The 26035-nt window shown below is 36.0% G+C and carries 28 protein-coding genes; 16 read left to right on the forward strand and 12 right to left on the reverse strand.

The window, feature by feature from the left end:
• Positions 1-19: 19 nt before the first annotated feature.
• On the forward strand, positions 20-238 hold the full coding sequence (locus ACFFHF_RS16805) for a hypothetical protein (protein WP_160548646.1): 219 nt from the start codon (positions 20-22) through the stop codon (positions 236-238).
• 22 nt (positions 239-260) lie between these two features.
• On the opposite strand, the gene ACFFHF_RS16810 is transcribed toward ACFFHF_RS16805, so the two are convergent.
• Together ACFFHF_RS16810 and ACFFHF_RS16815 are read right to left on the reverse strand one after the other, a co-directional pair.
• Positions 261-1001 (reverse strand): DUF2161 domain-containing phosphodiesterase, encoded by a 741-nt coding sequence (locus ACFFHF_RS16810; RefSeq protein ID WP_377058647.1) that lies wholly within the window; start codon positions 999-1001, stop codon positions 261-263.
• Between the two features lie 177 nt (positions 1002-1178).
• Positions 1179-2672 carry an amino acid carrier protein gene (locus ACFFHF_RS16815; protein ID WP_160548644.1) on the reverse strand — a complete coding sequence of 498 codons (1494 nt, stop codon included), beginning with the start codon at positions 2670-2672 and terminating at the stop codon, positions 1179-1181.
• 299 nt (positions 2673-2971) lie between these two features.
• On the opposite strand from ACFFHF_RS16815, the gene ACFFHF_RS16820 reads away from it, so the two are divergent.
• Both ACFFHF_RS16820 and purU read left to right on the forward strand, forming a co-directional pair.
• Positions 2972-3658 carry a TVP38/TMEM64 family protein gene (locus ACFFHF_RS16820; protein ID WP_377058648.1) on the forward strand — a complete coding sequence of 229 codons (687 nt, stop codon included), beginning with the start codon at positions 2972-2974 and terminating at the stop codon, positions 3656-3658.
• Between the two features lie 143 nt (positions 3659-3801).
• Positions 3802-4689: a formyltetrahydrofolate deformylase gene (purU, locus tag ACFFHF_RS16825; protein ID WP_377058660.1), complete on the forward strand. Its 888-nt coding sequence runs from the start codon at positions 3802-3804 to the stop codon at positions 4687-4689.
• 93 nt (positions 4690-4782) lie between these two features.
• Here purU and ACFFHF_RS16830 read toward each other — a convergent pair whose 3' ends face one another.
• Positions 4783-5274, reverse strand: coding sequence for a competence protein ComK (locus ACFFHF_RS16830; RefSeq protein ID WP_340904171.1), 492 nt, complete (start codon positions 5272-5274; stop codon positions 4783-4785).
• A 380-nt stretch (positions 5275-5654) separates the two neighbouring features.
• Between ACFFHF_RS16830 and ACFFHF_RS16835 the strand changes: the two genes are divergently transcribed.
• Complete coding sequence (locus tag ACFFHF_RS16835; protein WP_160548640.1) at positions 5655-6029, forward strand: nucleotide excision repair endonuclease; 375 nt, start codon at positions 5655-5657, stop codon at positions 6027-6029.
• 40 nt (positions 6030-6069) lie between these two features.
• On the opposite strand, the gene pssA is transcribed toward ACFFHF_RS16835, so the two are convergent.
• A complete protein-coding gene (pssA, locus tag ACFFHF_RS16840) occupies positions 6070-6768 on the reverse strand; it encodes a CDP-diacylglycerol--serine O-phosphatidyltransferase (RefSeq protein ID WP_340904173.1) in 699 nt (232 codons plus the stop codon).
• 135 nt (positions 6769-6903) lie between these two features.
• Positions 6904-7362 (reverse strand): BsuPI-related putative proteinase inhibitor, encoded by a 459-nt coding sequence (locus ACFFHF_RS16845; protein ID WP_160548639.1) that lies wholly within the window; start codon positions 7360-7362, stop codon positions 6904-6906.
• A 222-nt stretch (positions 7363-7584) separates the two neighbouring features.
• On the opposite strand from ACFFHF_RS16845, the gene ACFFHF_RS16850 reads away from it, so the two are divergent.
• The 8 genes from ACFFHF_RS16850 (at position 7585) to qoxD (ending at position 15018) form a co-directional block, all read left to right on the forward strand.
• Entirely contained in the window at positions 7585-8853 is a 1269-nt protein-coding gene (locus tag ACFFHF_RS16850; RefSeq protein ID WP_377058649.1) for an ATP-binding protein, read from the forward strand.
• A 77-nt stretch (positions 8854-8930) separates the two neighbouring features.
• Positions 8931-9113 carry an alpha/beta-type small acid-soluble spore protein gene (locus tag ACFFHF_RS16855; RefSeq protein WP_119708747.1) on the forward strand — a complete coding sequence of 61 codons (183 nt, stop codon included), beginning with the start codon at positions 8931-8933 and terminating at the stop codon, positions 9111-9113.
• Between the two features lie 145 nt (positions 9114-9258).
• A complete protein-coding gene (locus tag ACFFHF_RS16860; protein ID WP_340904175.1) occupies positions 9259-10047 on the forward strand; it encodes a formate/nitrite transporter family protein in 789 nt (262 codons plus the stop codon).
• A gap of 42 nt (positions 10048-10089) precedes the next feature.
• A complete protein-coding gene (locus tag ACFFHF_RS16865; RefSeq protein WP_377058650.1) occupies positions 10090-10779 on the forward strand; it encodes a DUF421 domain-containing protein in 690 nt (229 codons plus the stop codon).
• A gap of 406 nt (positions 10780-11185) precedes the next feature.
• Positions 11186-12154 carry a cytochrome aa3 quinol oxidase subunit II gene (qoxA, locus tag ACFFHF_RS16870; protein WP_160548655.1) on the forward strand — a complete coding sequence of 323 codons (969 nt, stop codon included), beginning with the start codon at positions 11186-11188 and terminating at the stop codon, positions 12152-12154.
• Positions 12144-14120 carry a cytochrome aa3 quinol oxidase subunit I gene (gene qoxB / locus ACFFHF_RS16875; protein ID WP_340904179.1) on the forward strand — a complete coding sequence of 659 codons (1977 nt, stop codon included), beginning with the start codon at positions 12144-12146 and terminating at the stop codon, positions 14118-14120. Before qoxA ends, qoxB begins: the two co-directional genes overlap by 11 nt.
• Complete coding sequence (gene qoxC, locus ACFFHF_RS16880; RefSeq protein WP_377058651.1) at positions 14110-14715, forward strand: cytochrome aa3 quinol oxidase subunit III; 606 nt, start codon at positions 14110-14112, stop codon at positions 14713-14715. The genes qoxB and qoxC overlap by 11 nt, the downstream gene beginning before the upstream one ends.
• Positions 14716-15018 (forward strand): cytochrome aa3 quinol oxidase subunit IV, encoded by a 303-nt coding sequence (gene qoxD, locus ACFFHF_RS16885; RefSeq protein ID WP_377058652.1) that lies wholly within the window; start codon positions 14716-14718, stop codon positions 15016-15018.
• A 39-nt stretch (positions 15019-15057) separates the two neighbouring features.
• Here qoxD and ACFFHF_RS16890 read toward each other — a convergent pair whose 3' ends face one another.
• Positions 15058-15270 (reverse strand): hypothetical protein, encoded by a 213-nt coding sequence (locus ACFFHF_RS16890; protein ID WP_160548631.1) that lies wholly within the window; start codon positions 15268-15270, stop codon positions 15058-15060.
• Positions 15271-15454: 184 nt separating this feature from the next.
• On the opposite strand from ACFFHF_RS16890, the gene ACFFHF_RS16895 reads away from it, so the two are divergent.
• Both ACFFHF_RS16895 and ACFFHF_RS16900 read left to right on the forward strand, forming a co-directional pair.
• The gene (locus tag ACFFHF_RS16895) at positions 15455-16084 is read left to right on the forward strand and encodes a LysE family transporter (protein ID WP_377058653.1); all 630 of its coding nucleotides are present in this window, start codon (positions 15455-15457) and stop codon (positions 16082-16084) included.
• A gap of 63 nt (positions 16085-16147) precedes the next feature.
• Positions 16148-18049, forward strand: coding sequence for a metallophosphoesterase family protein (locus tag ACFFHF_RS16900; RefSeq protein ID WP_160548630.1), 1902 nt, complete (start codon positions 16148-16150; stop codon positions 18047-18049).
• Positions 18050-18069: 20 nt separating this feature from the next.
• On the opposite strand, the gene ACFFHF_RS16905 is transcribed toward ACFFHF_RS16900, so the two are convergent.
• Both ACFFHF_RS16905 and ACFFHF_RS16910 read right to left on the reverse strand, forming a co-directional pair.
• On the reverse strand, positions 18070-18741 hold the full coding sequence (locus tag ACFFHF_RS16905) for a GNAT family N-acetyltransferase (protein WP_160548629.1): 672 nt from the start codon (positions 18739-18741) through the stop codon (positions 18070-18072).
• A gap of 23 nt (positions 18742-18764) precedes the next feature.
• Positions 18765-19622 (reverse strand): carbon-nitrogen hydrolase family protein, encoded by an 858-nt coding sequence (locus tag ACFFHF_RS16910; RefSeq protein WP_160548628.1) that lies wholly within the window; start codon positions 19620-19622, stop codon positions 18765-18767.
• Between the two features lie 219 nt (positions 19623-19841).
• Here ACFFHF_RS16910 and ACFFHF_RS16915 point away from each other — a divergent pair, with 219 nt between their 5' ends.
• Positions 19842-20078, forward strand: coding sequence for a helix-turn-helix domain-containing protein (locus ACFFHF_RS16915; RefSeq protein ID WP_160548627.1), 237 nt, complete (start codon positions 19842-19844; stop codon positions 20076-20078).
• Positions 20079-20121: 43 nt separating this feature from the next.
• Here the strand turns inward: ACFFHF_RS16915 and ACFFHF_RS16920 are convergent, their stop codons facing one another.
• Positions 20122-21840 (reverse strand): ABC transporter ATP-binding protein, encoded by a 1719-nt coding sequence (locus ACFFHF_RS16920; protein WP_160548626.1) that lies wholly within the window; start codon positions 21838-21840, stop codon positions 20122-20124.
• Between the two features lie 115 nt (positions 21841-21955).
• Positions 21956-23884, reverse strand: a complete 1929-nt coding sequence (locus tag ACFFHF_RS16925; protein WP_160548625.1) for a beta-propeller domain-containing protein — start codon at positions 23882-23884, stop codon at positions 21956-21958.
• Between the two features lie 193 nt (positions 23885-24077).
• Between ACFFHF_RS16925 and ACFFHF_RS16930 the strand changes: the two genes are divergently transcribed.
• Positions 24078-24182 (forward strand): YjcZ family sporulation protein, encoded by a 105-nt coding sequence (locus tag ACFFHF_RS16930; protein WP_160548624.1) that lies wholly within the window; start codon positions 24078-24080, stop codon positions 24180-24182.
• A gap of 59 nt (positions 24183-24241) precedes the next feature.
• On the opposite strand, the gene ACFFHF_RS16935 is transcribed toward ACFFHF_RS16930, so the two are convergent.
• Positions 24242-25342, reverse strand: a complete 1101-nt coding sequence (locus ACFFHF_RS16935; RefSeq protein WP_160548623.1) for an AI-2E family transporter — start codon at positions 25340-25342, stop codon at positions 24242-24244.
• Positions 25343-25416: 74 nt separating this feature from the next.
• The gene (cdaS, locus tag ACFFHF_RS16940; protein ID WP_377058654.1) at positions 25417-26013 is read right to left on the reverse strand and encodes a sporulation-specific diadenylate cyclase CdaS; all 597 of its coding nucleotides are present in this window, start codon (positions 26011-26013) and stop codon (positions 25417-25419) included.
• Positions 26014-26035 lie beyond the last annotated feature (22 nt).

Consider the following 26035-nt stretch of genomic DNA (forward strand, 5'->3'; position numbering starts at 1 on the left):
CCATTAAGGAGTATGAGCAATGGATTTAATGAACAATATGTCATTTGAAATGACAAAAAGTTTCATCCCAAATATCAGCAAATCTGACACACTGAAAATTGTAGAGCTAACAAGAGATGGTGTCGTGATTCAAATGGAAAACTCTAGTTGCAGAGGTGTATTTCCACTTGATAGCTTTCAATATTGGATAAAAAAAGGTTCCCTCATCCATTTAGAGGACCAACAAAAATCATCATAATGTGAAAAACACTAGCTCGAAGCTAGTGTTTTTCATTATGTTCAGCTTCAGCAACTAGGAAATGATTAACAACTTCAGGGAAATTTCCCAACTCTTTTTTTCCTACATCAGAAATGGTATATACACCTCTGTTTACTTTTTCAAACCAGCCATAATAATTTTTTGAAAGAATCGATAATGTCTTCTCACCCGTCCCTTGTTGTCGGAGTGCCCTTGGAGTCATCGGGCCGTTTCTTTCTAACAAACTTGCAATTTGTATACAGTTCTCCTTGTATGCGGTCATAATTTTTGTTTTCGAACTACCACCCACATTGTAATTAACGTTTCTTCCCATCATTTCCTCAATCAACTTTTTCCGTTTTCTTACATGATAGTTCTTATTTCGCTGTTTGTTAAATGGTTGTGGAGAAAAACAGATTTCCATTTTGGGGCCGCTTTTTAAAAAAGAGACAACAATCAACCCTAATTCTAGCCTTTTTAATAAGTGACAAAGATCATGCCATTTTTTAGAGTTCATCTTATATTTTGGTTTTGGAATTGCAATATACACTTGATCCGTTAGCTTCTGCCTTTTAGTCGCTTGCATAAGGAGGTCAACTGTTAATGATAATTTCAATTCTACAACGATTAACTCATCATTCTTTAGAGCCACGACATCGCAATGGTGAACTTCTCCCTGTACCTCATATCCAAGCTTAGAAAAAAACTTTTGAATCGGTTTATATAAATCTACTTCGTAGAGCTTCTTTTCCTTGCTTACCATTCCCGTTCCCCTTCTAGCCCTTTTCGAAAAGTATACCACACCAGGTAGGCGTCAGACACCCTTCGTGGACACTTCCCCCTTTTTGTCCTCCTCAGGTGGACAGTTCGCAAATAAATAAGCTCATATTGATTTGGTGAAATGAACTCTCCCAAATCGAATATGAGCTTTAAGAACAACCTATTTACTTATTGTTTTACTATTTTCAAATTCTTTTCTAGTATCCTCGTGATCTCCAAGATACACATAATCCTTTTCCCAGAAATCTGCATTTTCAATTCCGACTTTAACTGGGTCGAATACAGGGTCTTTTCCAGCTTTCTTTTGTTCTTCATAGTCACGAAGAAGTTTCAATGCTGGCTTCGTTAGGAGTACAATCGCAATAATGTTAAGCCACGCCATACTTCCTACCCCAATATCACCTAGCGTCCAAGCAAGACCCGCTGTCTTTACACTGCCGTAGAACACCATAAATAGGAACACTACACGTAATATATAGTCCATCCATTTACGGCTCTTCTTGCCATTTATGTAAGCAAGATTTGTTTCAGCCATATAGTAGTACGCCATGATTGTTGTGAATGCAAAGAACAATAAAGCAATTGCAACAAATGGACCACCAAATCCTGGCATTACAGACTCAACCGCAGCTTGAGTATATTCAGGACCTGGTTCTACTCCTTCTAAATTTGTACGAATTGGGTCGGCCCCTTCAGGAGTAACATTGTACATACCTGTAATTAAAATCATAAACGCTGTTGCTGAACAAACGAATAATGTATCGATATACACCGAGAAAGCTTGAACAATCCCTTGCTTCGCTGGATGCGAAACTTCTGCTGCTGAGGCCGCATGCGGTGCTGTACCTTGACCCGCTTCGTTTGAATATATCCCACGCTTTACTCCCCAAGCAATAGCAGATCCAAGTATTCCACCAAAAGCAGCATCTTGGCCAAAAGCACTTGAGAAAATTAATGAAATAACTCCTGGTAACTCAGAAATATTTAATACAATAATTGCTAATGCTACAATAATATACCCAACTGCCATAAATGGTACGATAATCTCAGCTGTACGTGCAATACGCTTTACTCCACCAAAGATGATAACAGCTAAGACGAAAACAACAATTGTTCCTGTAATTGCAGGACTAATACCAAAAGCGTTGTCCATACCCGCGGCGATGCTATTGGCTTGAACACCTGGAAGCAAAGCACCCGTTGCAAGTACCGTAACAAATGCGAATAAAACGGCATACCATTTCATTTTCAAACCTTTTTCAATATAGAAAGCAGGTCCCCCACGATATTGACCGTTTTGTTTTACTTTGTACACTTGACCAAGTGCAGCCTCAACAAACGCAGATCCAGCTCCTAAAAACGCAATTAACCACATCCAAAAAACAGCACCAGGTCCACCGTAAGCAATTGCTGTAGCAACACCTGCGATATTACCTGTACCTACACGTCCAGATAGCGCTAAAGATAAAGCCTGAAATGAAGTAATACCATTTTCTGATGAATGCTTTTGGAACATCAACTTTCCAATATCACCCATATGGCGAACCTGTAAAAATCTAGTTGCAAGTGAAAAATACAATCCTACTCCTAAGCATAAATAAATAAGTGCTGGACTCCATATAATCCCATTCAACCAATTTACGAAATCTTCCAAATAAATTCCCCCTTTAGTATATTATTTTTTAATTATAATAAGAGTTGTCACAATTGAAAAGGATTATTTTTAATTTTTTAAATATTTAGATTTATCTTGTAAGATTATTTTACAATAGAATTTCATTACACTGTCCATTCCACACGGACAAAAATGCCCATTTTGTCTTTTTAGGGTGTCTGACACCCTCTTTGTGGTACACTATTGGCGTAGAGTTAATAAGATAAACAAGGCGAAAATACTCTAGATAAAGGGGAAGCAGTGGTTGATTATTGTGTCACCCACTTAATGAAACTTATATGAAAAATCGATCTATAAACGGGCTATTTTTAAGTTGGAGAAATGTGGTTTTTGTTTTAATTATTTTAGCAATTTTTATTTTCCTAAAAAATACTGCACTGTTTGAAGCAATCGTTGAGGGTGACTTACAGAAGATAAAAACATTTGTTGGAAACAATCGAATTAGTATTTTGCTGTTTTCAACATTTTTCATGCTTATTCAAAACACATTCACTCTCATCCCACTACTAGTAGTAATAACCATTAATATCACCTTTTTTGGCTTTTTATTAGGTTTTTTATGGAGCTGGTTAACAAGTATTTTTGCTGCCATCATTATCTTCTTTCTTGTTCGCTATTTATTTCAAAGCTGGCTTCTTAGCAAGGTAGATGAAAAGCTAGTCGAAAAAGTTGAAAATAAAGGATTCCTTTATGTTTTTGAAGCTAGAATATTTCCTTTTGTACCGACTAGTTTGGTGAATATTTTAGCGGGGGTCAGTTCCATTAAGTTTTCTAGCTTTTTTTTCGGAACTCTATTTGGTAATTTTATTTACTTTTTCGTTTTAGCACTTATTCCTGCCGGTTTTTTATCCTCCTCTATTAATGAATATATAATTGGAGGAGTAGTCCTCCTTGTTCTCATCTTTTATTATATTTACAGCAAAATAAGAGCTACAAAAAAAACTCCTTCTAAAATAGAGGAATAAAAATCTATACAATTAATCCTAGTTTTACTTCTAGGATTTTTCCTGTGTTCTGAAAATTAACAAACTTCACATAACAAAAATATTTATGTACAAAACTACCTTTGTCTGTAGTATGATTGGACAATATAATTACAACGAGGGGGATTACCTTGCAACACGACATAAAAGAAAAAAGAAACAATCGTGGAATCCTACTTATCAGTTGCCCTGATAGACCAGGCATCGTTTCGAAGGTTTCAACTACATTATTTAACCATGACTGCAATATTATCGATTCAAACCAACATTCAACTGACCCAGAAGCCGGTCATTTTTTCTTACGGATCGAATTCGAATGTTCAGATTTAGAACATAAAAAATCATCTATAGAAAAATCATTCCAACTTCTATCCGAAATATTTGACATGAAGTATTCCTTTAATTATGGAAATGAATCACAAAGCTTAGCCATTTTTGTTTCAAAGGAGAATCACTGTCTCCTCGAATTATTACTAGAATGGCAACGTGGGGATTTGCTAGGCGATATTAAATTAGTTATTGGAAACCATGAGGATTTAAAAGAATATGTTGAGAATGTTAACATTCCTTTTTACTATTTACCAATTACTCGTGAAACAAAAGAAGAAGTTGAAAAGAAGCAATTGGAACTCTTAAAAGAGTATGAAATAGATACCATTGTTTTAGCAAGATACATGCAAATTTTGTCTCCCTCATTTATCGAGCATTATCCATGCCAAATAATTAATATTCACCACTCTTTCCTACCTGCCTTTGTCGGAGCGAATCCTTATAAGCGTGCTTATGAAAGAGGAGTTAAATTAATTGGTGCAACAGCCCATTATGTAACTGATGATCTAGACGAAGGACCAATTATTGAACAAGATATCGAACGTGTCAAACATCATCACGAACTGTCTGACTTAAAGAAAATTGGAAGTCAAGTTGAAAGGAAGGTACTATTAAAGGCGGTAAAATGGCATAATAGCCATAGAATCATTCCGTTTGGAAACAAAACCATCGTCTTTGACTAATACACTTCACCAAAACACCGGCAAATATCTACATATACCGGTGTTTTTTCTTTTATTCACAAATGGATTTTCTGCCTTTAAACTCCGTTATTATTATCGCATAAAATGGGCATTCGTCTTGGCAAGCCGCTGTTCCGTTCTTACTTTCAAGATCGCCGTTTGCTGTTGTTTGTTTATTAATCTAGATGCTTTCTTATTAATAATGATTGAATTCCCGACTTTAAAATAAACAATTGAATTTAAATAATCAAATTTTACAATGTCTTCTATATGTACTAGCGACATCCATATACAGTGGTCACTAGCAGGAGATTGAGTTGGAAACCAGTACATGTTTAGTGGTGCACTAATAACAATTGGGACCATGTGATAGTTACCTAATACTGCTTTGGCTCCATTTATCGCCCCTTCTAAAGTAAATCCATAGTATTTCATGGTTTCCTCTAATATTCTCTTAGGAGATTTCGAAACCAAAAAGGATTCCTTTCCTTCCTGAACCATTGTACGTACATGATCGTTTGAATCAATTTCAGGTTTCATATACAGTGTTTCACTTGTTAAGATATAGCTATCAATCATCTTCATCAAGTACTCCTCCTACAGTCTCATCTATTACAAAGATATTTTATAGAAATATTATCCATAACAGGTTAGTACTCATCAATAGTTGTTTCAATAGTTAAAAAATTCGCCTTAATTAATGTTACATTTCCTAACATAGCTAATTTGACAAAAATAAATTAATCATTATAATATACTTTTTTCCTAATACTAAATTACCATTTACTTCGTCTTTGCCCGTAAAAGAATGGATCATTTAACTTGAGGAATAGGATTTGAGCAATTCACAAAACGTTCATATTTTCTTTTTTTGATTTTTTAGTGATATTACTCACAAGGATTACAAAGTAGATTTTTACCTATAATAATGGTAGTATCAATGGAAGAATAGGAAGTGAATACATATGATAAAAATTGAAATCCCTAACCCAGATGTCGTAATTACGAGGAAACGACAAGTTGGAGAGCCAGTTGAAGCAGTAATAAGCAGCGAATATGGTTTTACCGATTATCACAAAATTCCAAGAGATAAAGGCGGAATCATCCTTTTCTTTAATGCAAGCGATGATTTAATGTTTGTTGGTAAGGCACGGAAGCTTCGCCCAAGAGTGAAAAAGCATTTTGAAGACCAAGTTTCTCCTATCAAGAAACATCGAGATGAAGTATACAAAATTGCTGTTATCACTGTTGAAGACGCGATGGAAAGAGAAATTTATGAAACATATATTATCAATACATTGCAGGCAAAATATAATATTGATAAAGTTTTCTTTAAGTAAAATAAAGAAATCAAAACCCCTTCAAAGTGAAGGGGTTTTTTTACTCCAGTTCTTCTTTGCTATTTTTCTTTTTTACAAAGCGATAGGCTAAATAGGCAATGTAAAGTGGAGTTGCTATGTAGATTAAATATGGAAATTGTTTATATGTACCTTTATAGATTACAAATAACAAACACCCGATAAAGAGTGTAACAATCGTCCCATATTTTGGTAAAGGAATTTCCTTAAAACTTGGAATTCTAATCCTGCTTACCATTAAGAAACATAATCCAGTAAATACAACGGTTGTTATTACATTCGGTATAAAATTACCAAATAGCGTTAATAAGGCCAATATCCCACCTGCTGCGGTGATTGGTACACCAATAAAATAGTTCAAGCTAGATTTCGTGCTACTTATATTAAATCTGGCTAGCCGATAAGCACCAAACAGAGGGAATAAACCAGCAACCATAATCCCTAACTTACCAAGTTGATTTAAGTATGTATAATACACTAAAAATGATGGAGCGACTCCAAACGTAACGATATCTGCTAGTGAATCTAACTCTTTTCCGAGTGAACTATCTGCCTTAAGCATCCTCGCCAAGCGCCCATCCATGCTATCCAACATCATACCAATCAGTATTAAAATGGCCGCATTATTATATTCACCTTCTGCAGCAAAACCGATGGATAAAAAGCCGCAAAATAAATTTCCTAATGTAAACATATTAGGAATACTTTTTGTAAATCGCACTAGCTCTTCAACCTCCTCGTGAGCCTTTAATATTCTTTCCCAACCTATTATACCATTTTCTTCATCCAATCCTAGCGGCTACAACAGAAAATGCCTAACCACCCTATAGGTTAGGCATTTTACAAACAAGGATATTTACTCAATTGTGAATTGAATTGACGAGCTATAGACATTTCCTGTCCTTGGTGTCATCCAAGCATTTAACGTATATTTCCCTCTACTTAATTCAACATCTTTTACGTAAATGTCATAAGATAGTTGTTCCCCTGGAGAGAGTACCTCTTTTCCTATCACTTGTAGGAAGGAGCTGACACTAGAAAATAAGAACACTTCTTCCCCATTTGAGTTCACTATTGAATAATCAAACCTTTGAGAAGAAGTAAAATCAAGAGTAATTTCCTTGCCTGTTTCATTTTTCACACGGTATTGAAACTCTAGAGGACTAGCTTCTATAAGTTTTGATACCACGTCTCCCTGTACTGTATCCATATTTTCCTCCTCTCTACCCGATGATACTACCGGTTCTACTTCTCTTTCAGCACTACACCCATCTAAGATAAAAATGGCCAATATGAACACCAAGATTTTTTTCATGTATACACCTCATTTGTAATCCTTTTACCCTTATTAGTCGTCTTAATGAGTATTGAAGTTACAAACTAACACCGTGTAGGAACAAAATTATCTGTAGTTCGATTCTATTTATTCCTCTTCCTTTTTTGAAAAAAACATGGTACTTTTACTGATAGAGTTATCTTGAAATTTTATTAGTACTTTTTTACTATTTTGTATGTAGGAAGAACAGGAGAACACTCATTGAAAAAAAATTTGGTTATTGTCTATATCTTTTTTTGTTTGATTTATATTTTAGCTTCTATTTATATAACTGGTGGTGTTACTTCTAATAAGTTTTCACACCTTTTAAAAGATATTCTATTCGTTATTTTTAATTTGTTCTTTTTCTTTTTAATCGTTAAGAAAAGCCCTAAATTAAAAACGGTAGAAAAAGAAGAACAGCAATTATCTACATTGATTAACTCAATGGTAGACTTTGTATGTTTTAAAGATGGAGAAGGACGTTGGTTAAAAACCAATAGCTTTGGACTTGAACTTTTTCAATTAGAACATGTTGATTATAAAGGAAAAACAGACACAGAGTTAGCTGAATATAGTGAGTTTTACCGTGATGCTCTCATATATTGTGAAGAATATTCTGACCGCGTTGCCTGGGAAAGCCGAACCGTTACTAGATGCGAAGAAGTTATCCCTCTTCCAAATGGAGGCACGAAAACATTTGACACCATTAAACATCCATTGTTTTATGAAGATGGCTCAAGAAAAGGACTAGTAGTTATTGGACGAGATATTACAGAAAAAAAGCTGGCTGAAGAAAGATTAGTACGTTCAGAAAAACTATCTGTTATCGGAGAACTAGCCGCTAGTGTTGCTCATGAAATACGAAACCCACTTACTTCACTTAAGGGCTTTGTTCAATATATCCGTCCAGCTGACCGAAAAAACGACAGATATTACGAAATTATGCTCAGTGAACTAGAAAGAATTAATGATATTGTTAGTGAACTTTTACTTTTAGCAAAGCCACAAAAAGTAAAATTTTCAAAAACCGTTGTTAGTAACACGATTGAACATGTTATTTCCTTATTAGAAACTCAGGCGAAGATGGTGAATGTAAATATTAATTTTTATAAAGTTCACTCTCCCGTTATCAATTGTGAAGAAAATCAAATCAAACAATTGCTCATCAATATCATTAAAAATGCTATTGAAGCGTCAAAAAACGGTGGGACAGTCGACGTTTTTCTTGATGTGAATTCAGATGGGATGACAGTTATTCGTGTGGTTGATAATGGAGAAGGAATACCTGAGCAAGTGAAAAACCGTCTAGGTGAGCCATTTTATAGTTCAAAAGAAAATGGAACAGGTCTTGGATTAACCGTTAGCTTTAAGATTATTGAGCAACATGGCGGAGATATTTCCTATAATAGTGAACCAAATAAAGGAACAACTGCAACCATTCTTTTACCCAGTTATTCTTCCCAGATAGAAAATGTTCTGTCATTGTAGTATATTTTCTAACATCTCATCTCAAACTAAATTTGAGCATGAATCATGCTCAAAACTTGTGCTGGGAGTGGATAGCCTTGAGTAGAAACAAGCTATTGGTACCTGGGTCAGAAAATGCACTGAATCAGATGAAAGAAGAAATTGCCAATGAGTTTGGAGTTCAACTTGGTGCAGATACAACCGCACGCGCAAACGGCTCTGTTGGAGGAGAAATGACTAAACGCCTCATCCAAATGGCTGAGCAACAATTACGTTCTTAAACAAAGAGAGGCTCAGGGAAATTATCCTTGAGCTTCTCTTTTTTATGTTATACAGAAACTTCAAGAATGTTATGAAAGTACATAGTCACGCAAAAATTAGAAATAATAACTTTTATTGGAGCAGTTTGATATTCAGGAGGAACTGATGGAAAATTACCCACTTTTAGAAGTTGAAAAGCTTGCATTAAAAAAAGTGAAAACATATAAACAAAGCATCCTTCGTTATCTCTTGCGTAGTATGCTTGCAAGCATGTTCATCGGGTTTGGAGTAATTGTTGCTTTTAAAACAGGTGGATATTTTTACAATGAGCATTCCCCTGTTGCGTATCCAATGGCAGCTTTTACATTCGGAGCAGCTATTATCCTAATTGCCTATGGTGGGGGGGATTTATTTACAGGTAATACCTTTTATTTCACCTACACAGCACTAAGGAAAAAGATGAGTTGGAAACATGTTTGGACACTTTGGGGGTTAAGTTATATAGGAAATATTCTAGGTGCAACAGCATTTTCTTTATTAATTTATGTGACAGGATTATTTGCGGAGACTTCTGTAAATAGTTTTTTATTAAGTGTAGTTGAGAAAAAAATGCATGTCCCAACAATGGAACTTTTCTTTAGAGCTATTCTTTGTAACTGGCTTGTTTGTCTAGCTTTCTTTATTCCTATGGGAATGAAAGAGAATGGTGCCAAGCTATTCGTCATGATATTATTTGTTTTTTGCTTCTTTATCTCTGGATATGAGCACAGTATTGCCAATATGTGTACGTTCGCAATCGCACTTGTCCTAAACCATCCTGGAACGATCTCTTTTGCAGGAGTGATTCATAATCTCATCCCTGTTACCATTGGCAATCTTATTGGGGGGAGTATCCTCATGGGGGCCATGTATTATTACGTTAACCTTCCTTTTCTCGATGACGTTGAGCATTAATAATAAGAAAATCCCCTACTATTTGAATAGGAGTTATTTGATATGACACATTATTTAACTGTTGCATCAGAATTAATACTAGGTTTTTTCATGCTATTTATATTAGTAAAGGCGCTTGGGAAAACTCAACTATCACAAATCACACCGTTTGATTTTATTTCCGCTCTTATCCTAGGTGAATTAATTGGCAATGCCGTTTATGACCATGAAACAACCTGGGTGGAAATCGTATTCAGCACGATTGTTTGGGGTGGTTTAATTTATGGAGTCGAGATTATCACTCAGAAATTCAAAAAGACGAGAAAAGCACTTGAAGGTGAACCTAATATCGTTATTCATAATGGTTTTATAAAATATGAAACGCTAAAAAAGGCCAAACTCGATATAAATCAATTGCAAAGTTTAGTTAGGCAACAAGGATATTTTTCACTGCAGGAAGTTCAGTATGCAATCCTTGAGACGAATGGAAGTATTAGTGTTTTACCGAAATCCCCAAATAGGCCACCCACTTTAGATGATTTAAACATCCAAGCTGAGGAAGCATCAATTCCCACGACGTTAATTCTTGATGGAGAAGTACTGTATGGGAATCTCAAAGAAGCGGGACTAAGTGAACAGTGGTTGAAAAATGAATTATCTAAACAAAACTTTCATACTTATGACGAGGTTTTATATTCTGAGTGGAAAAAAATCAGGAACTCTTTATCTTACCGTATCAATAAATCAGGCTAAAGGAGCCTGGTTTTTATTTTGTTCACCCCCTATTTTATGTAATCGTTTTCCTCTAAATATGAATGAATTATGACACCATGTCACAAAATTGTCGAAATTTACAACGGATAAAGATATATTAAAAAACCCTTGATATATCAACATTTCTCCTCACTTTTCCACCCTAACATTATTTTCCTTACTATTTTTGTCACAAATCAATCTTCTTTAACATGTTATTATCATCTACATAGTGGTAATTAGGAAGTAGATAGATTTTCACCTTAAGAATTATAGACAAAATGCCAATTGTGAAAAAACGAACATTTTGTTATACAAAAATATCTTTTTGTGGTAAACTCTAATTTTCCTTGTGAAACAAAACACAAACCTGATGTTATATAAGAAGGAGATGAAACAATTGAAGTTGAAAATGCTATTTCTATCCCTTGTAACAGCCGTACCATTATTATTTTTAAGCGGTTGTGAAATGGTTGTATTTCAGCCTCAAGGACCAGTAGCTAGAAGTATCATGGAGTTAATTAATTGGTCTTTAATGTGGATGCTTTTAGTCGTAGTTGTCGTATTTGGTTTATTTGGCTATATTGTTTGGAAATATAGAGAAAAGCCAGAAAACATGGGTTATGAGCCCCCAGAAGAACACGGTAGTACCGTATTAGAAATCGTCTGGACAGCTATACCTATTTTAATCGTTATCGCTTTAACGATTCCAACGGTTACAACATTGTATGACTTAGAAGATGTTCCTGCAGGATATGAGGAGAAAGAACCGATCGTTATTCACGTCACGTCTGCAGACTGGAAATGGATATTCTCATATCCAGAAGAAGGAATTGAAACAATTAACTACGTGAACATTCCAGAAGATACTCCTATATTGTTTAAATTAACATCGGCAGGAACAATGCAATCTTTCTGGGTGCCAGCTTTAGGTGGACAAAAATACTCAATGAATAAAATGGAAACGGAACTTTATTTAGTTGCTGACAATCCTGGTTCATATATGGGTAGAAACACAAACTTCAACGGACGCGGATACGCTCAAATGGAATTTGAAGTACTTTCTCAGACCGATGAAGAGTATGATGCATGGGTAAAAGAAGTTAAAGAAACAGCTCCTGAGCTTACAGAAGAGAAGTACATGGAACTACTGAAACCAACACATCTTGGTCGTTTAACTTATTCCAACACGCACTTAGCTTGGATTAACCACGCGGATCACGATTCTGAGCTGGTGACTGACCCTGAAGACTATCGTTACCATGGGTATCAAGGAAAGATTTTTGACCAGGAAGAAGAAAATTCTAATGAAAAAGAGACTACTGATGTAGAAAATAATAAAGAAGACCATGGAGGTGACCATAGTGGGCATTAAGTGGGATGAAATTCTGATTACGGGAGATCCAATTATCCTAGGTTCACAGATTGCTATTTTATTAACTTCTCTAGGAATTATTGGTGGTATTACGTATCTAAAAAAATGGAACTGGCTATGGCGTGAATGGATTACTACCGTTGACCATAAACGTATTGGAATCATGTATATCGTAGCCGCTGTACTTATGTTCTTCCGTGGCGGTATGGATGGACTAATGATGAAAGCTCAAACATCTCGTCCAGAAATGAGCTTTCTAGACGCACAGCATTATAATGAAGTATTTACTGCTCATGGTGTTATCATGATTTTATTTATGGCTATGCCATTCTTAATCGGTTTAATGAACGTTGTTATTCCGCTTCAAATAGGAGCAAGAGACGTAGCGTTCCCTCAACTGAATGCATTAAGTTTCTGGTTATTTTTCAGCGGTGCGATGCTGTTTAATATCGCATTCGTTGTTGGTGGTGCCCCAGATGCAGGATGGACTTCTTACTTCCCTCTTGCAGGTAAAGAATTCAGCCCAGGAATCGGGAATAACTACTATGCTATATCATTGCAGATTGCTGGTCTAGGAACTTTGATGACTGGTATTAACTTTATCGTAACGATTTTAAAAATGCGTACAAAAGGCATGACATTAATGAGAATGCCTATGTTCACATGGACAACGCTAATCACTTCCGTTATTATCGTAGCCGCATTCCCAATTTTTACGGTTGCACTTGCGTTAATGACATTTGACCGCTTGTACGGTACACACTTCTTTACAGTAGCTGCTGGTGGATCTGACATGCTTTGGGCTAACTTGTTCTGGCTATGGGGACACCCTGAAGTATATATTGTTATCCTCCCTGCTTTCGGGATGTTTTCTGAGATTATTTCGACATTTTCTCGCAAACAGCTTTACGGTTACAAATCGATGGTTGTTTCAATCGTTGCCATCGCTGTGCTAAGTATGCTTGTATGGGTTCACCATTTCTACACAATGGGATCTGGCGCTTTAGTCAACTCATTCTTCTCTATTACAACAATGATGATTGCCGTTCCGACGGGTGTTAAAATGTTTAACTGGTTGTTTACAATGCGTAAAGGTCGAATTAAGATGACTACGGCTATGCTTTGGTCCTTAGCCTTTGTTCCAAACTTTGTTATTGGTGGAGTAACAGGTGTAATGCTTGCGATGGGTGCTGCTGATTATCAGTACCATAATACTTTATTCTTAGTTGCTCACTTCCACTATGTATTAATTCCAGGTGTTGTTTTTGCGGTATTTGCTGGACTTTACTACTGGTGGCCAAAAATGTTTGGTTTCATGTTAAACGAAAAATTAGGAAAATGGCATTTCTGGTTATTTGTAATCGGATTTAACGTAACGTTCATGCCTATGTTCTTCCTAGGTCTAAATGGAGCTGTTAGACGTGCTTATACCTTCTCTGCTGAGTCAGGATTTGCACCTCTATTCTTATTATCTGCAATTGGATCAGTTATCTTAGCAGCAGGTTTCGCAGTGTTCTGCTACAATATTTATTGGAGCATTCGTTATGCCGATCGTAACATTTCAAGTGACCCATGGGATGCTAGAACACTCGAATGGGCAACAGCTTCACCTGTTCAACACTATAACTTTGCTAAACTACCAGAAGTAAAATCTTTAGATGTATTCTGGTATATGAAAAAGAACAATGAAGGTCTTACATTAAAAGACGAAGAAATAGAAGAAATTCATATGCCAAGTAACTCTGGTCTACCTTTCTTAATGTGCGTTGCTTTCGGAATTGTTGGATTCTTCCTCATATTCGAATGGCATCTATTAGCTGCAATTTCTGCTGTACTGATTATTGCTGGGTTGATTTATCGTTCATTCGATTACAATGATGGTTATCACATCCATAAAGACGAAATTAAAAAGACAGAAAGTGCTTGGAGAAAAATGGAAGGTAAGGTGAATAATCATGTCAGCTAATGTGAACACTTCCCTCCCATTAGAATATCAAACAGAACAAAGCCGTATGAATATTTTGGGGTTCTGGATATTCCTCGGGGCCGAGATTGTACTATTTGCTACACTTTTTAGTGTTTACGGTGTGCTTTACAAGAATTACGCAGGTGGCCCAACTCATCAAGATATTTTTCTGATGAAAGAAGTAATGATTCAGACGGTTCTTCTTTTAACAAGTAGTTTTACGATGGGTGTTGCTATTTGGGAAATGCGCCGCAACAATAAGAAGGGATTAATTGGTTGGTTTATTTTAACCCTACTATTAGGCGCAGGATTCCTATTCATGGAGATTAATGAGTTTATTCACTATGTTCATGAAGGTGCAACGATGCAAACAAGTGCCTTTCTTTCTAGCTTGTTTGTTCTTTTAGGAACACATGGTGCTCACGTTACCTTCGGGATTTTCTGGGCAACGATGGTTATCATTCAAATTGTCAAGCGTGGATTAACACCTGTTACTGCTAGAAAGACGTTTATCATTGGTCTTTACTGGCACTTCCTTGATGTTGTTTGGATCTTTATCTTCACGTTTGTTTATTTAAAAGGGATGGTGTTATAGATGGAAAAAAGTACAGAACGTTTTCCGCTAGCTCACGTCTTTGGATTCGTAATGTCACTAGTACTCACATTCGTTGCGGCCTGGGTGGCACTAGAGATGAACTTGTCCTTTACGATTGTCATGTGGATTATTGGAACACTGGCGGTCATTCAAGCTGGTCTTCAATTGTACATGTTTATGCATATGACTGAAGGAGAAGATGGCAAAGTAAATATCATTAATATTGCTTTTATGGTATTCTGTGCTGTTGTTATCGTAGTTGGTTCTATCTGGGTATTAACATCAGGGCATGCTGCTCATTAATAAAAATAAAAAAATCCGGCATTTAAGCCGGATTTTTTTTTATTTGCGTACTTCCCCCATCAAGGAAATAAATAAACCAAAACCGAACACCAACATGGATGAAGCCATAATACTAATGCTAATAGATAGAGTATAACTCATTATGATACCGCTTTCAAAAAAGCTGTATAAAAACAATAATGCCCCCATTACTAAACCAAATTTAGCAATTGTACTAATTGGACCTAACGCTCTACGTTGCATCTCATTCATATTATTTCATCCCCTTTATTTATATTTTAATGAAGTTCACAAATTTGTCAAATATTTTTTGAAAATTAGACACATTTCAGGCTTGTCTTACTTAAAATTTTATTATTTTGAATGTTTTTACCCTCCACTCGCATAAGATGTACAAGTTATCCCTTGGGACAATTCTAGTGAGTGGAGTGATTATGTGATTTATATAAGTTATATCGTTCTTGGCTTAACACTGGCTGCCCCAATTGGGCCAGTTAATGCAGCAAGATTAGATAAAGGTTTAAAAAATGGATTTTGGCATTCATGGGCTGTTGGAGCTGGATCGATGATTGCAGATGGAATATTTATGTTAACCGTCTATATGGGGATTGTACATTTTCTTGACAATCCATTAATCCAGGTTTTTTTATGGCTTTTTGGAGGATTTATTCTAATTTACAGTGGAATTGAAAGTATTGTGACTGCTAACAAGTTCACCTTTGACTATCAGCGCAAAAACGAATCCATTTTTCGTTGCTTTTTGATAGGGCTTATCATGTCTATATCAAGCCCTCTCTCTATTTTGTTTTGGCTTGGTATTTACGGATCGGTCCTGGCAAAAACAGCATCAAGCTTCGGGACAACTGATTTACTTCTGTATAGTTCCATGATATTTCTCGGACTTGCTCTATGGGATGTATTTGTTGCTGGTCTTACTAGCCTTTTTCGGAAGTGGCTTAGTTTGAAGTACATCATTCTTACCTCAATCCTCTCAGGCGTATCATTATTAGGTTTCGGTCTTTATTTTGCGTTCCAAGGAATAAAGGTATTATTTTTTCAGGAGTAACTTCATATGATTTCAAAATGAGGACTCCAAGGAAGATAACCAGAAGAAATGGTGGTGAATCATTTGAATTTTCCTCCTATTTTATCCGGTCCCATTTTGAGAAGAGTGGATGAATTTCAAATTACCGTATGGGTAGCAACTTCTAAAAACTATGACATTACGGCAAGCCTTTATATCACTGATCAAAATCATAAAATGCTTCCCATTTCAGTAAAGAACCACAAACTACCCTTAGGAAAACAACTTTATATACACTTAATAACCATCAATCCATTGAAGAAGGTCTTTCCCACCGATCAATTATTAAGCTATAATTTATTTTTTTCAAAGGGGAACCATTCATTTGACTTACAACAGCTAGGATATCTTGATCATAATAGTATTTCTAGAATCGTTTATTCGTCTTTGAAATACCCTTCCTTTTATATATCAAGTACGAAATCCTCCTCCTTCTTGTATGGCTCATGCAGAAAATTACATGGCAAGGGTGATGACTGCCTTCAATTGGGAGATCAACTACTGGAAAAACACCAGTTAGATCATACCAAACGACCCTCAGCACTATTTTTATTGGGTGACCAAATTTATGCAGATGATGTTTCAGAACTCATCTTCCCATTTATACGTAAAACCGTAGAGGTACTGTTGGGATATGAGGAAGACTTATCTTCTATTGATGAGCGAATAACAAAATACAAGAATAGAAAACAGATTTCTAAATATTTATGTAAATTCACGTCAAGAAAATCTAATAATCACTTATTTACCTTTGGAGAATATGCAACCATGTATTTGTTAAGCTTCGGGCCGGCACTCTGGAAGGACATTTTGCCTCAATTAAGTAACAACTCCGGTCATACAGACATTATAAATTTTGCAAACTCTACATTCTCAACTCAAAGACTGCTAGCAAATATTCCAACGTATATGATATTTGATGACCACGATATTACCGATGATTGGAATATAACGAAAAAATGGAAAGAAAATGTGGAGAACTCACCACTTGGAAAACATGTCCTTGCCAATGCATTAACAGCCTACTTCGCCTTCCAAGGCTGGGGAAATGACCCCTCACGTTTTTCAAGTGAATTCCTCCATTCTTTAACAGAATATGTAAATACTTACCCCTCAAACAAACACACTTATAAAAGTTGGATCAACTCCATGTTTGGTTTTGGACCTTGGACATACATAGCACCTACTAAACCAAAAGTGTTATGTCTAGACACGCGCACAAGCCGGGAATGGAGTTATAGTAAGAATCAGTCAAGTAGCTGGATACCTCCTTCTACATCAGGACCTGAACTAGTCAATGAAAAGGGTTGGACTTTTGCTACAAACAAATTATTTAAAAGTGGTTGGCAGAAGAACGATCCATTAGTCATCGTTTCTCCTGCTCCTCTGTATGGAATTGAAGTAATCGAATCTTTCCTTGAAAAGTTTATTTCTCCGTTAAGAAATAGAGGGATACCTGTGACTACTTCCTTTGATTTAGAGGCATGGAGAATGAATGGGAAAGGCGTGTATCATTTTTATGAAGTACTTATGAAATTGAGTCCATGTGAAATAACCATTCTATCAGGAGATGCTCATATGGCATCTGCGATAGAAGTATGGACACAATTCGGCGGTAAACAAGAGAAAATCAAACTACTGCAACTTACAAGCAGCCCATTAAAAAATGAAACCTTTAGAGGCGTTTCTGGATTATCACTAAAAGCTGCCATTGTTCTTTATACCATTTTTCAAACAGAAGACCGAATTATCCGTATTTGTGACGAAAAGCAAAATTTCCATTACAACACAATTGCTAAAACCCATGCAGTGACGTTAGCTGAAAGTATCCATTACCAATATGTAAATAAAAATAGTATTATAGAGTTATCCAATAATCTAGGCTTAGTATCTTTTTCAACAGGGCAAACCTATCACCAACTTTTAACAAAAAAGGATGAAGCATAAACGCTTCATCCTTTTTTGGACTATAGAGGAAGTAACTCAATCATTTCTCTTTTCTTCAGATCTTCGACCATTTGGACCCACTGAGTAGGCTTATTTGATAAGACACTGTAATAAGTCGTAATAAAATCAACCACTAACTCTGAAGAAATTTCTTCGAGTTGATCATCTATTGGCATAAAGCATAAATCAAGACCGGCTACCGCTTCTCCATCATTTTTCCACGATGGGTGTACATAAGTAAAGTCTAATTTTTTGTATCCAAGATGGGAAAGTACTTCCCTTCTAACAAACGGATCCATTGCTTTTACTCCGCCAAATTCGAAATCACCACGCTGATAAGGATCATAGATCTCTGCAAACATTCCGAAAAGTTCTTTTCCATTTTCTTTCGCTAATTCAGTTAAGTCCTTTAAACGGTTTTGAGCAAGAAAGCGTCCTAAGCTAAGACCTTGGCGACCAATAATTGTAAAGTCTGTCATAGCAATGTTCCAGTTCGGATAGTAACGATATTCTGTTGAGCCCACCACATCACCGTTATGTACGGCAACAAACACACGAATACTCGGATCTTCTAGTGGCTCTTTCCATAATTCAAACTCTAAAACCTCTTCAGGTGGGAAAACCTCCTTCATTAACTCATGCATTTTAACAAATAAAGGATCTTCAATGCTCGTAATACGAATGTAATCCATTACTGTCACTCCTTGTAAAAAATTTATTTCCAGTCAGTATAAAGATCTATTCTACGATCACGCCATGTCGTCACTGAACCCTTTTCCCTCACTTCATATAGAAGGTCTAAATCAAGGTCAGCTGTAACGATCATGTCATCATTAATTTCTCCCTGAACCATTATGCCTTGTGGTGGAAAAGGAACATCATTCGGTGTGATAACAACCGCTTGACCGAAATTGCCACGCATAAAGTCAACTGTCGGCAATGATCCAACTGTTCCAGTTAGGACAACATAGATTTGATTTTCAATGGCTCTTGCATGGCTCGTATAACGTACACGATGAAAACCGTGACGGTCGTCTGTACATGACGGGCAGAAAATTACATCAGCCCCTTTAGCTTTTGCCATTCGAACGATCTCAGGAAACTCAATGTCATAGCAAGTAAGCATCGCAATTCTACCTTTGTCTGTATCAAATACACGAAGTCCATCCCCTGCAGACATATTCCATTCTTCCACTTCAGTAGGTGTAATATGAAGCTTTGCCTGTTCTTCTACTCGACCATCAGGGTAAAACAAGTGAGCAACATTATAGAGCTTACCTTGCCTTTCTAATACATGTGTTCCCCCGATTATATGCATTCTGGTCTCTGAGGCAAAATTCTTGAATAATTCTAGATATTTTTCTGTAAACTTTGGCAAGTCATTTATGGATAAAGCTTTCCCACTCTCATCACCGATAGATAATAGTTGGGTTGTAAAAAATTCCGGAAAGAGTATAAAGTCTGAACCAAATTCCTGAGCTGTTTTTATGTAGTGCTCACACTGAGCAGCAAAATCATCAAATGATGAAATCGTATGTAGGTGATATTGAACAGCAGATACTCTATATTTCAAAAACAGCAGCTCCTTTATTGATTTTCTAACAATTAGTATGGACGATATTTTAGAAAATCACAACTTTCATGCTCTATATATTGTTATTATTTATTAATTGTAAAAAGCATCTTTACAGACCTTCATTTAAGTGCTAATTTATTAATAGTTTTATAAAGACAGTGTATACAAGAAAAACATAGGTGATTAGGAGTTTCGTAAAGAAGAAGAGGTGAATCTATGGACAGCCAAATCATTCGTTTTATTAGGGAAAGCTACAGCATGACCCAACGAGACTTTGCAAAACTTGTTAACTGTAGCTACTCACTTATCGCCTTAGTTGAACTAGGAAAACGCAATGTTACAAAAAATCTCGAAAAAAAGATTGCAGAGGCACTTGATCTCGATCAAAAGCAAATTGAATCCATATCACTAATTGTAAAAGAAATGGGTAACGGTCTTCCTCCATTTATGTAATACACAAAATAAACAGTGGCTTCCAAAAAAGAAGCCACTGTTTTTATTGTTGTTGAAATTGTACTTGATGGAGATTAGCAAAAATCCCACCTTTTTCAATTAATTCATCATGAGTGCCTTGCTCAGCAATTCCGTCTTCAGTAACCACGACTATTCGATTAGCATTTCTGATCGTTGCTAGTCGGTGGGCAATGATCAATGTCGTTCGATTTTTAGCAAGCTCATATAGGGCTGTTTGAATGATCATTTCCGTTTCCGTATCAAGTGCTGATGTAGCTTCATCTAAAATTAAGATAGGAGGATTCTTTAAGAACATTCTAGCAATCGCTAGTCGCTGTTTTTGTCCTCCAGAAAGCTTCAAGCCTCTTTCCCCAATCTGTGTCTCGTATCCATTTGGCAAAGAAGCAATAAAGTCTTGAAGATGAGATCGTCTCGCTGCATCCTCAATTTCTTCCTGACTAGCATGTAATTTTCCATAAGAAATATTTTCCCGTATCGTCCCTGTGAAAAGAAACACGTCTTGTTGAACAATACCGATATTAGATCGAAGAGACTTTTTCGTCATAGACCGAATATCAATGCCATCTATGGAGATAGCCCCACTCGTTACATCATAAAAACGAGGAATAAGTGAGCAAATCGTTGTTTTCCCTGCTCCTGATGGACCAACGAATGCTACCGTTTCTCCTTGATTTATTTGCAAATTGATGCCTTCTAGAATGGATTTTGAACTGTCGTAATGAAAATTAACATCCTTAAAGCGAATATTCCCCTTTAATGTGGCCATCTCAATTGCCTCATCTTGATCCAAAACATCTGGAGTTGTGTCAATCAATTCCAAAAAGCGTTTGAACCCTGCCATTCCTTTTGGATAAAGCTCCATAATGGCACTGATTTTATCAATGGGCTTAAATAAAACATTCACATACAAAATAAAACCTACAAGCTCTCCATACGTTAGTTCCCCAGAAAAGCTCAACCACGCTCCATAAACTAACACAATAAGGACAAAGAAACGAGTCATCATATAAATGCCTGATAAACTAAAAGACATCACTTTATAGGCAGATAGTTTTGACAAACGAAAGCGTTCATTATTTGATTTAAATCGATTAATTTCAAAAGCTTCATTAGTAAATGATTGTACAACCCTAGCTCCTGAAACACTATCCTCTACCCTTGAGTTAACATCAGCAATATCACTATACATATTACTCCATGCTTTATTCATACGAAGATTACAGAATGTAATTAACCAGATTAATAGAGGTACCATAAACACAGCGATCAGCGCCAGCTTGACATTTATAGTTAGCATGATCCAGAACGCGCCAATAAATGTCATACATGCAATAAAGATATCCTCAGGCCCATGATGAGCCAGTTCCCCAAGGTCGAATAAATCGTTTGTAATTCTACTCATGATATGACCTGTTTTAGTATTATCGAAGAATCGAAACGACTGTCTCTGAACATGAGTAAAAAGCTGCTGTCTCATATCAGTCTCAATATTGATTCCTAGCATATGACCTAAATAATTGACGATGTACTGTAAAAAAGTCGAGATAATATAAAACGCTAACAATCCTAAACTAACAGAAAGAATCATTGACCAGTTTCCACTAGGCAAAAGGGAATCAATAAACCATTGAACCGCGAGAGGAAAAGCTAGCTCTAATAATGCAACAATTACAGCCGCAGTAAAGTCAATCGTAAACAGTTTTTTATGCGGCCCATAATAAGTAAAAAATCGGCGAATCATAGATCGTCTCCTTATACAAAATCTTTTGGCTATTATTTCTAGATACGAATTATTATAGAATATGACTATCCACATAGCAACGAAAAAAAAGAGAGCAAAATAGCTCCCTTCAGCTTTACTTTAATTTTAATTCCGAAATGAACTGATAGTTTTCTAAACTGTATGAACTTATTTTCGAATGAGATAAGGCATAAAGCTGTTCATCTATATATACCAAGCGTTGAATTTCATTGTCCCATTCTTCATACAGTTCTTTCCCCTCCATATGAGAGATTTTTGACTTCAAGGAGAAACCCTTATCAAGGCTTACATTATAAACATAAGCACCTTGAAAAATAAATTTTTGCTCATAGTCATTTCCTTTCACACTTTCATACACATTGATGGGAAAAGCAAAAAGACCATTTTCCCCATTATATAGCAATGCTTTATGATCGTAGTTTAAAGGTGAGTACGTTCCTCTTCCCCCTATAATCTCTGTAAACTTTTCTTTTGGATTGCTGACATCTGTTATATCAAATAAGGAAATTTTTACACCCTCTGTTAAAACTCTGGGCTCCTTATCTCCCTCCATAGTAACTAGCTTAGTATCATAACCAAAACCAATAATATGATTCTCGTCGTAGGGATGCAGATAATTACTGAATCCTGGAATCTTAAGTTCTCCAAGGATGGTTGGAGAACTTGGCTCTGACGCATCAATGACGAATAAAGGATCCGTTTCTTTAAAGGTAACTATATATATGCGATCACCCATAAACCTCGCTGAATAGATTCTTTCTCCTTTTGCAAGATCAGTTAGTGCACCAATCTGCTTTAATTCTTTATCAAATACGATCAAGTGGTTTTTGGAAGGCTTGCTTTCATCCCATGTATCTCCTTCGGTTGTTGCTATCCGGAAATAACCATTATGTTCATCCATTGAGAATTGATTCAGAACAGTACCGACCACCTCTGCATTGCCTTGAAAAGTAACATCTAACTGATTAATCCCAAATTTATATATCATCGTATTTGGTGTGAACGCTTCCTCACGCTCTGCTTCTGATTTCCAGTTTGTAAGGGCTAAGTAGAGGTTCTCTTTAGACATATACAGCTGACCTCCACTCCCCAAATAAGTAGTAATTTTCGCTTCTTGGGAAGGTTCAGCAAGGTCAAAAGCCGCAATTGTGGTATAGTTAGCTTCCTTTGATCCAGGAATATATTGAATTTCATCATATGAAACAGAGGTTGCTTCCCCTTTATTTACAGAGTCTGAGATTCTTGGACGTAAGTCAACTCCATCTCCCTCTTCCAGTAACCAATATTGTGGAAAGTGATTTGCAACTAAATAAACCTTACTCCCTATCTTTCTAGCACTCGAAAGATACCCTTCTAGCGATATTTCTCTCTCTAAGGTTGGTTTTGATGGATCCTTTACATCGTAAACAAGAGCCCTTGCCATTTCATTCATAGGTGCATACAAACTTTCTGCCGCTATTTTCTTTCCACCAGCAGAATCCTCATAACTATAGCTATAACCGATAATTAATAGTCGGCCTTTATCCAAGAACAATTGCGAAGGTGAAAATGTTTGTTGAAATTGAATGGACGCCACATGTTCCATTTTCTCAGCAATCTTAGTAGAAATAATGTTTACTTTACCATCTACTACTTGGAATATATATTCTCCATCCGTTTTTACAATATCAGCTTCATCAATTCCTTGAACTTGAACATTTGTACTCGAGACCTCTTGACCACTTGCTTTTGAACTTGAATCCGAAGCAGCATTATCCATGGAGGATTCCTCGGAAGCTTTATCTTCTTTCGTAAAAGTAAAAAACTTTTGATTCTGTTTTTCTTCTTTAATAATTTGATAAAAATATTGGTTTAACTGTACTTTATCTTTAATAACAGGTAGAGCACCGTTAACCATTTCACCCTCAAGTTCATTTCCAGATCCATATTGTGCTGTAAGACGCGTTTCTTTTGTGTACATGACAATTGAAGCAATAACCAAAGCAACAAGAATAGGAAGTCCAATAACCCATTTTCTGTTCATAGCAACCACCTTTCTGAAAAACGATTCTTTATAGGATTGGACTCCTATGATTACAAAAAGGTTACAAACTCAAAAATTCGAAGTAAAAAAGGGCGTTTGATCTAGTTTACTTGTCCAACCACTATAGCCTTTTATACATAGGATAGATAGACAGTAATACAAGCTGTTCACTTTTTAAGTGGAGGTGAAAAGAATGGGCGAAAGCTACAACGGAGGTTTTAACAACGGATTTGCTCTACTTGTTGTATTGTTTATCTTGTTGATCATTGTCGGTGCTTCTTTTTTTAACAACTATTAATTAACTAATAATACCTTTGCTTAACGGGTTTGCTTCTAACAAAAAGACCTAGCTTCTCTTTAAGAAGCTAGGTCTTTGTTATTTAATCTATAAATTTTGAATATATGTGTAACGAGTACTTTAACTATTGAGTACACCGGGATAACAAAAATAATCCCTAATAAGCCCATTAAATTTCCTGCGGTTAAAATCAGAACGATGATCGTTAACGGATGAATATTCAAGCTTTTCCCCATTACTTGTGGCGAGATCACATTCCCTTCAACTTGTTGAGCAATCACCGTTATGATGGCAACATAGACGAGCATGATGGGATCTTGAAATAACGCAACAAAAAGCGCAGGAACTACGGCTAAAAATGGGCCTAAAAAAGGTATGACATTCATTAACATTGCAAATAGAGCTAATACTAGTGAATAATCAAGTCCAATAATTAAATATCCAATATATAGTAAGATCCCAACACATAAGCTAACAATTAATTGTCCTTGAATATATGTAGAGATGGTTCTATCTGTTTCTTTTAGAATTTGTAATACATCTTTTTGTAAATCCTTTTTGAAGAAGCTTGCCACTCTTGGTGCAAAATTGTTGCTATCTTTTAACATATAAAACAGGATAAATGGAACTAGCACCAAGTAGAAGATCGTATTAATAAATCCTCCAATAAAGCCAAAGATAGAAAAAATTCCATTGGCAATATTACCGGTATTGTTTTTAATTTGTGTCTCCAGCTGATTGCTACCATCAATTATAGCCTCTTGAATAAATTCAGGAAACGTATCACGATTTTCTTGTATATATTTAATTCCATCAACAACCGAAGTAACCATGCTTGGGACATTGTTGATAAAAAGGTCTAATTGATCAGATATTATTGGTCCTATCAACCGTATGAAGCCATAAAAGACTAGTGTAATTGCTAAATACGCAGAAAGAACCGCCATCCATTTTGGAACCTTTTTCTTCACCAACCAAAATATTAGAGGTCTACATAGGTAAAAAAATATTCCTGCAACTACAAATGGCAAAAATATCGTCTGTAGCAATACGATGAGAGGTTGAAATAAGAAAGCATTTTCCCTAACCAATAAAGAAATAATTAGTATGAAGATAATAGCGATCATTGCTTGAAACCATTTTTTATTTGTTAATGACATTTTACACTTCCTCATAATACTAGATATATATTTGATGATAACAGGAAATGAAATAAATGCCAAACTTTTCTACCTTATGTTTTTACTACATGTAAATTCCCATTAATGGCAAATGTAATGCGACCCGTTTCTTCTGAAACTACAATCATTATTGCATCAGTCACCTCAGATAATCCCAATGCGGCCCGATGCCTAGTACCGATCTTTTTACTTTGAAACGTTTGATTACTTACAGGTAAAATATTTCCCGCTGAGTGAATAAAATCATTCTGTATAAGAACGGCCCCATCATGCAAAGGGTTCCCAGGATAAAATATGGTTTCAAGAAGCGTTTGACTGAATTTCGCACCTATGATGACACCATTGTGTAGAATTTCAGTTAATGGCTGCTTCCTTTCAACAACAATTAATGCTCCGTGTCTTTTTTCTGAAAGTGTGGATGCAGCCTTTGCAATTTGGTTGTATTCTGTTGTATATGGTGATAAGTATGACTCTAAATAATAGGAGGATGCAACACTTTGAGCGTCAGAAACCAGCTTAAGTAAAAGATCAAACTCAGAAAGGATACAACAATCTTCTTCAGAAATCGTGTCTTGAATGGATTTTGTTTTCTCCTGTATCGTTGACAACATAAACTTTACATCCTGTTGAAATCTTGTTTGCTCATACAATTTCCCCACCTCCTACAACATA

Origin of the sequence: Robertmurraya beringensis (assembly GCF_042433785.1) — a bacterium.
In the GTDB taxonomy this organism is placed as follows: Bacteria; Bacillota; Bacilli; order Bacillales; family Cytobacillaceae; genus Robertmurraya_A; species Robertmurraya_A beringensis.